At 70.5% G+C, this 5,941-nt stretch carries 1 pseudogene; it reads left to right on the top strand.

Going from position 1 to position 5,941, the window contains the following annotated elements:
- Positions 1-5,941: pseudogene (locus A5688_RS19150) on the top strand (SDR family NAD(P)-dependent oxidoreductase); the annotation flags it as partial.

Below are 5,941 nucleotides of genomic sequence, written 5' to 3'. Positions count from 1 at the left end.
GTGGAGCGCCTCTCGGATGCGCAGCGGCTGGGGCATCCGGTGCTGGCGGTGGTGCGGGGTTCGGCGGTGAACCAGGACGGCGCGTCGAACGGGCTGACCGCGCCGAATGGTCCCTCGCAGCAGCGGGTGGTGCGTGCGGCGCTGGCCAATGCCGGGTTGACGACGGCCGATGTGGACGTCGTCGAGGGCCATGGCACCGGAACGACGTTGGGTGACCCGATCGAGGCGCAGGCCCTGCTGGCCACCTACGGGCAGGATCGCAGCGAGCCGCTGTGGCTGGGGTCGATCAAGTCGAACATGGGCCACACGCAGGCCGCCGCCGGGGTGGCCGGGGTGATCAAGATGGTCCTGGCGATGCGCCACGAGACCTTGCCCGCGACGCTGCACGTTGATGAGCCCAGCCCGCACGTCGACTGGTCGACGGGTTCGGTGTCGTTGCTGACCGAATCCCGGCCCTGGAAGCCTAAGCCCGGCAACCGCCGCGCCGCGCGGGGGTGTCGTCGTTCGGCATCAGCGGCACCAACGCGCACGTCATCGTCGAGGGCGTGGCGGCCGAGCCGCCGCGCGCTGTGGACGGTCCCAAGGCGCCGGTGGTTCCGTGGCCGGTGTCGGCGAAATCACCGTCGGCGCTGGCCGCCCAGGCGGGTCGGCTGGCCGAATACATTCGCGCGCACAGCGATCTGGATGTCGCCGACATCGGGTGGTCGTTGGCGGGCCGCGCGACGTTCGACCACCGGGCCGTCGTCGTCGGCGGTGACCGCGAGCGGCTGCTGGCCGGTCTGGACGAGCTGGCCAACGACGACCCGACCGGGTCGGTCATCAGGGGAACGGCGACGCCGGCCGGCAAGACCGTGTTCGTGTTCCCGGGCCAGGGCTCCCAATGGCTGGGTATGGCCGTTGAATTGCTGCACACCGCACCGGTATTCGCACGGCAGATCCAGGAATGCGATGAGGCCTTCGCCGAATTCGTCGACTGGTCGCTGACGGATGTGCTGCGTGGCGCGCCCGATGCGCCGGGACTGGACCGCGTCGACGTCGTGCAGCCGGTGCTCTTCGCGGTGATGGTGTCGCTGGCCGAACTGTGGAAGTCGGTCGGGGTGAATCCCGATGCGGTGATCGGCCATTCGCAAGGTGAAATCGCCGCCGCCTACGTCGCCGGCGCCCTGTCGTTGCACGATGCCGCCCGGGTGGTCACGTTGCGCAGCAAGCTGCTGACGTCACTGGCCGGTCCCGGCGGCATGCTGTCCATCGCCTGCAGCACCGAACGCGCCCGGGAGTTGTTGGCGCCCTACGGCAATCGAGTCAGCATCGCCGCCGTCAACGGCCGGTCGGCCGTCGTGGTGTCGGGTGAGGTCGCCGCGCTCGACGAACTCGTCGGCTTCTGCGCCGACCTCGAGCTGCGGACCCGGCGGATCGACGTCGACTACGCCTCGCACTCGGTTGAGGTCGAGGCGATCCGCGGTGACCTCGCCGAGGTGCTGTCCGGTATCGAGCCGCGCTCCTCGCGCATCGCCTTCTTCTCCACTGTGACCGGAAACCGTTTGGACACGGCCGGATTGGATGCCGAATACTGGTATCGCAACATCCGGCAGACCGTGCAGTTCGACCGGGCGGTGCGCAGCGCCTGCGAGCACGGATATCGGACGTTCATCGAATCCAGTCCCCACCCGGCGTTGGTCGCGGGCATCGAGGACACCGCCAACGACCATGTCAGCAGTGGCGCCGAGGCCGCTGAAGTCATCGTGATCCCCACCCTGGGACGCGACGACGGCGGCCTCGACCGATTCCTGAGCTCGGCGGCGACCGCGTTCGTCGCGGGAGTGAGCGTGCGCTGGCGCGGCGCGGTGGACGGTGCCGGTTTCGTCGAGCTGCCCACGTATGCCTTTGATAGGCGCCGGTTTTGGCTGTCCGGGGAGGGCATCTCGGCGGACGCCTCGGGCCTGGGGCTGGGCAGCAGCGAACATCCACTGCTGAGCGCGGTCGTGGAGCTACCGGCGTCGGGCGGGGTCGTGCTGACGGGCCGCCTGTCGCCGAGCCTGCAGGGCTGGCTGAGCGATCACGCGGTATCCGGCACGGTGGTGTTCCCCGGGTCGGGCTTCGTGGAGTTGGCGATCCGCGCCGGCGACGAAGTCGGATGCTCGACGGTCGAGGAGCTGACGCTGCAGGCGCCGTTGATGTTGGCCGCCAAGGATTCCGGGGCGGCATCGGTGGCCCTGCAGGTAGTGGTCGGTCCCGCCGAAGAATCCGGCCAGCGCCCGGTGTCGATCTTCTCCCGCCCCGACACCGATTCCGGCTGGGTGTGCCACGCCGAAGGAACGCTGAGCACCGGCTCGGTCGAGCCGGGCGCGGATCTGTCGGCATGGCCGCCGGTGGGTGCGGTCAAGGTCGACGCGGCCGACGGGTATGAGCAGTTGGCGACGCGCGGCTACGGCTACGGCCCGGCATTCCAGGGCCTGACCGCGGCGTGGGTGCGCGACGACGAGGTGTTCGCCGAGGTGCGGTTGCCCGACGCCGCCGGCGGCGTCAACGGGTTCGGCGTCCACCCGGCGTTGCTGGATGCGGCCATGCACGCGCTGATCGTCAGCCACCACGTCGCCGGCCGGACCGACGAAGTGGCGCTGCCGTTCTCGTGGCAGGGCGTGTCGTTGCACGCCGCGGGCGCGTCGGCGGTACGCGCGCGCATCGCGCCGGCATCGACGTCGCAGGCCACCCAAGCGGTCACGATCGAGCTGGCCGACGGGCTCGGGCTGCCGGTGCTGTCGGTGCGCGCGATGGTCGCGCGCCCGGTGAGCGAGCGGCAGCTGCGCGCGGCGGTGTCTGCCTCGGGCCCGGACCGGTTGTTCGAGCTGGCGTGGTCGCCGGCCGCGACGACGGCGTCCGGCGCCGAGCCACCCGCCCACGAGGTGTTCGAATCCCTCGCGGGCGAACAGGATCCGGTGTCCGGATCGTACGAGCGCACGCATGCGGCGCTGGCCGCCGTGCAGTCGTGGCTGACCGAACGCGACTCCGGAGTGCTGATCGTCGCGACGAGGGGCGCGATGGGATTGGCGGGGCAGGACGTCCCCGATCTGGCCGGCGCGGCGGTATGGGGGCTGGTGCGCTCGGCGCAGACCGAGCATCCCGGCCGGATCGTACTGGTGGATTCCGATGCGGCGCTGAACGATAGCGAGATAGCGACCGTCTTGGCGGTCGGCGAGCCCGCGGTGTTGCTGCGCGACGGCACGGCCTACACCGCGCGGGTGCGCGGCAGCCGCGCGGTGGACGGCATCATGACGCCGCCGGCCGAGGGCCCCTGGCGGCTGGGCATCAGCAGCGCCGGCACTTTCGAAAACCTGCAGCTCGAGCCGGTTCCCAACGCCGGCGCCGCGCTGGAGCCGGGCCAGGTCCGGGTGGCCCTGCGCGCCATCGCCACCAACTTCCGCGACGTCATGATCACCCTGGGGATGTTCACCCACGACGCGCTGCTCGGTGGCGAAGGCGCCGGCGTGGTGGTCGAGGTCGGGCCGGGAGTCACCGAGTTCGCCGTCGGTGATTCGGTGTACGGCTTCTTCCCCGACGGCAGCGGCACGCTGGTGCCCGGCGACGTGCGCCTGCTGCAGCACAAGCCCGCCGACTGGTCCTACGCCGAAGCGGCCGGCATCTCAGCGGTTTTCACCACCGCCTACATGGCGTTCATACACCTGGCCGACGTCAAGCCGGGGCAGCGGGTGCTGGTGCACGCCGCGGCCGGCGGCGTGGGGATGGCCGCGGTTCAGCTGGGCAGGCACCTGGGCCTGGAGGTGTTCGCGACCGCCAGCCGCGGCAAGTGGGACACGTTGCGGGCCATGGGATTCGACGACGACCACATCGCGGATTCGCGCAGCCTCGAGTTCGAGGACAAGTTCCGCGCCGTCACCGGTGGCCGTGGGATGGACGTGGTGCTGGACTCGCTGGCCGGCGAATTCGTCGACGCCTCGCTGCGGCTCGTCGCTCCCGGCGGCGTGTTCCTGGAGATGGGCAAGACCGACATCCGCGATCCGGGCGTGGTGGCCCAGGAGTACCCGGGCATCCGCTACCGCGCCTTCGACCTGTTCGAGCCCGGCCGTCCCCGGATGCATCAGTGGATGCAGGAGCTCGCCGGACTATTCGACGCCGGGGTGCTGGAACCGTTGCCAGTCACCACTTTTGACGTGCGACGTGCCCGTACCGCGCTGCGGTACCTGAGTCAGGCCCGTCACGTCGGCAAGGTCGTCATGACGGTGCCTTCTGGGCCTGGAGCCGGGCTGGGAGCGGGCACGGTGCTGATCACCGGCGGAACCGGCATGGCCGGCTCGACGTTGGCTCGTCACCTGGTGGCACACCACGGCGTCGAGGACCTGGTGCTGCTGAGCCGGCGCGGTCCGGATGCGCCCGGATCCGCCGAGTTGATCGCGGAGCTGCAGGCCGCGGGAGCCCGGGCTCGCGTGGTGGCGTGCGACGCGGCCGACCGGGCGGCGCTGGCGCAGGTAATCGCCGACCTTTCCGCGCAGCGACCGCTGTCGGGCGTGATTCACGCGACCGGGGTGTTGGACGACGCGATGGTCACCTCGCTGACACCCGAGCGCGTCGACGCGGTATTGCGGGCCAAGATCGACGCGGCCTGGAACCTGCACGAGCTGACCCTCGACCTGAATCTGCATGCGTTCGTGATGTTTTCGTCGATGGCCGGGCTGGTGGGCTCGTCGGGCCAGGGCAACTACGGGGCGGCGAACACGTTCCTGGACGGGCTGGCCGCGCATCGGCGGGCGCTCGGGCTGCCGGCGATCTCGCTCGCCTGGGGGTTGTGGGACCAGGCCAGCGCCATGACCGGCGGGCTGGATGCCGCCGACCGCGCCCGGCTGGGGCGCGACGGGATCTTGGCGCTGTCCTCGGACGAGGCCATGGAACTCTTCGACACCGCCCTGATCGTCGACGAACCGTTCCTGGCGCCTGCCCGCATCGATCTCGGCGCGCTGCGCGCCCATGCGGTCGCGGTGCCGCCGATGTTCACCGATCTGATCAACGCCCCGACCCGCCGCCGCGTCGACGATTCGCTGGCCGCCGCCAAATCGAAATCGGCGCTGGCGCATCGCCTGGAGGGACTGCCCGAGGCGGAGCAGCACGCCGTGCTCCTGGATCTGGTGCGTTCGCACATCGCCACCGTGCTGGGGAACACCAGCGCCGAGGCGATCGACCCCGACAAGGCGTTCCAGGAGTTGGGCTTCGACTCGCTGACTGCGGTCGAGATGCGCAATCGGCTCAAAACCGCTACCGGACTGGCGCTTTCGCCCACCCTGATCTTCGACTACCCGACGCCCAACGGCCTGGCCGGCTACATCCGCACCCAACTCGCCGGCGTCCCGCAAGAGGTCAAGCACGCCCCGGCCGCCCGCGCCACCGACGACGACCCGATCGTGATCGTCGGCATGGCGTGCCGCTACCCGGGCGGGGTGAATTCCCCCGACGACCTGTGGGACATGCTGACCGAGGGCCGCGACGTGCTCTCGGAATTCCCGAGCGATCGCGGCTGGGACCTGGCCGGGGTATATAACCCGGATCCCGACGTCCCGGGCACCTGCTACACCCGCACCGGCGGCTTCGTCGACGGTGTCGCGGACTTCGATCCGGCCTTCTTCGGCATCGCGCCCAGCGAGGCACTCTCCATGGACCCGCAGCAGCGCATGTTCCTCGAGCTGTCGTGGGAAGCGCTGGAGCGGGCGGGAATTGAACCCGGCACCTTGCGCGGCAGCGCCACCGGGATGTTCGCCGGGGTGTACACGCAGGGATACGGCATGGGCGCCGCACCGGCCGCGGAGGGTTTCCGGCTGACCGGCCAGTCGTCGAGTGTGGCCTCGGGGCGGGTGTCCTATGTGCTGGGGCTGGAGGGTCCGGCGGTGTCGGTGGATACCGCGTGTTCGTCGTCGTTGGTGGCGTTGCACATGGC

This window comes from Mycobacterium mantenii, from assembly GCF_001667865.1.
GTDB lineage: Bacteria > Actinomycetota > Actinomycetes > Mycobacteriales > Mycobacteriaceae > Mycobacterium > Mycobacterium mantenii_A.
The sequence above is the reverse complement of the archived record's forward strand: the minus strand, read 5'-3'. Positions and strand labels throughout refer to the sequence as shown.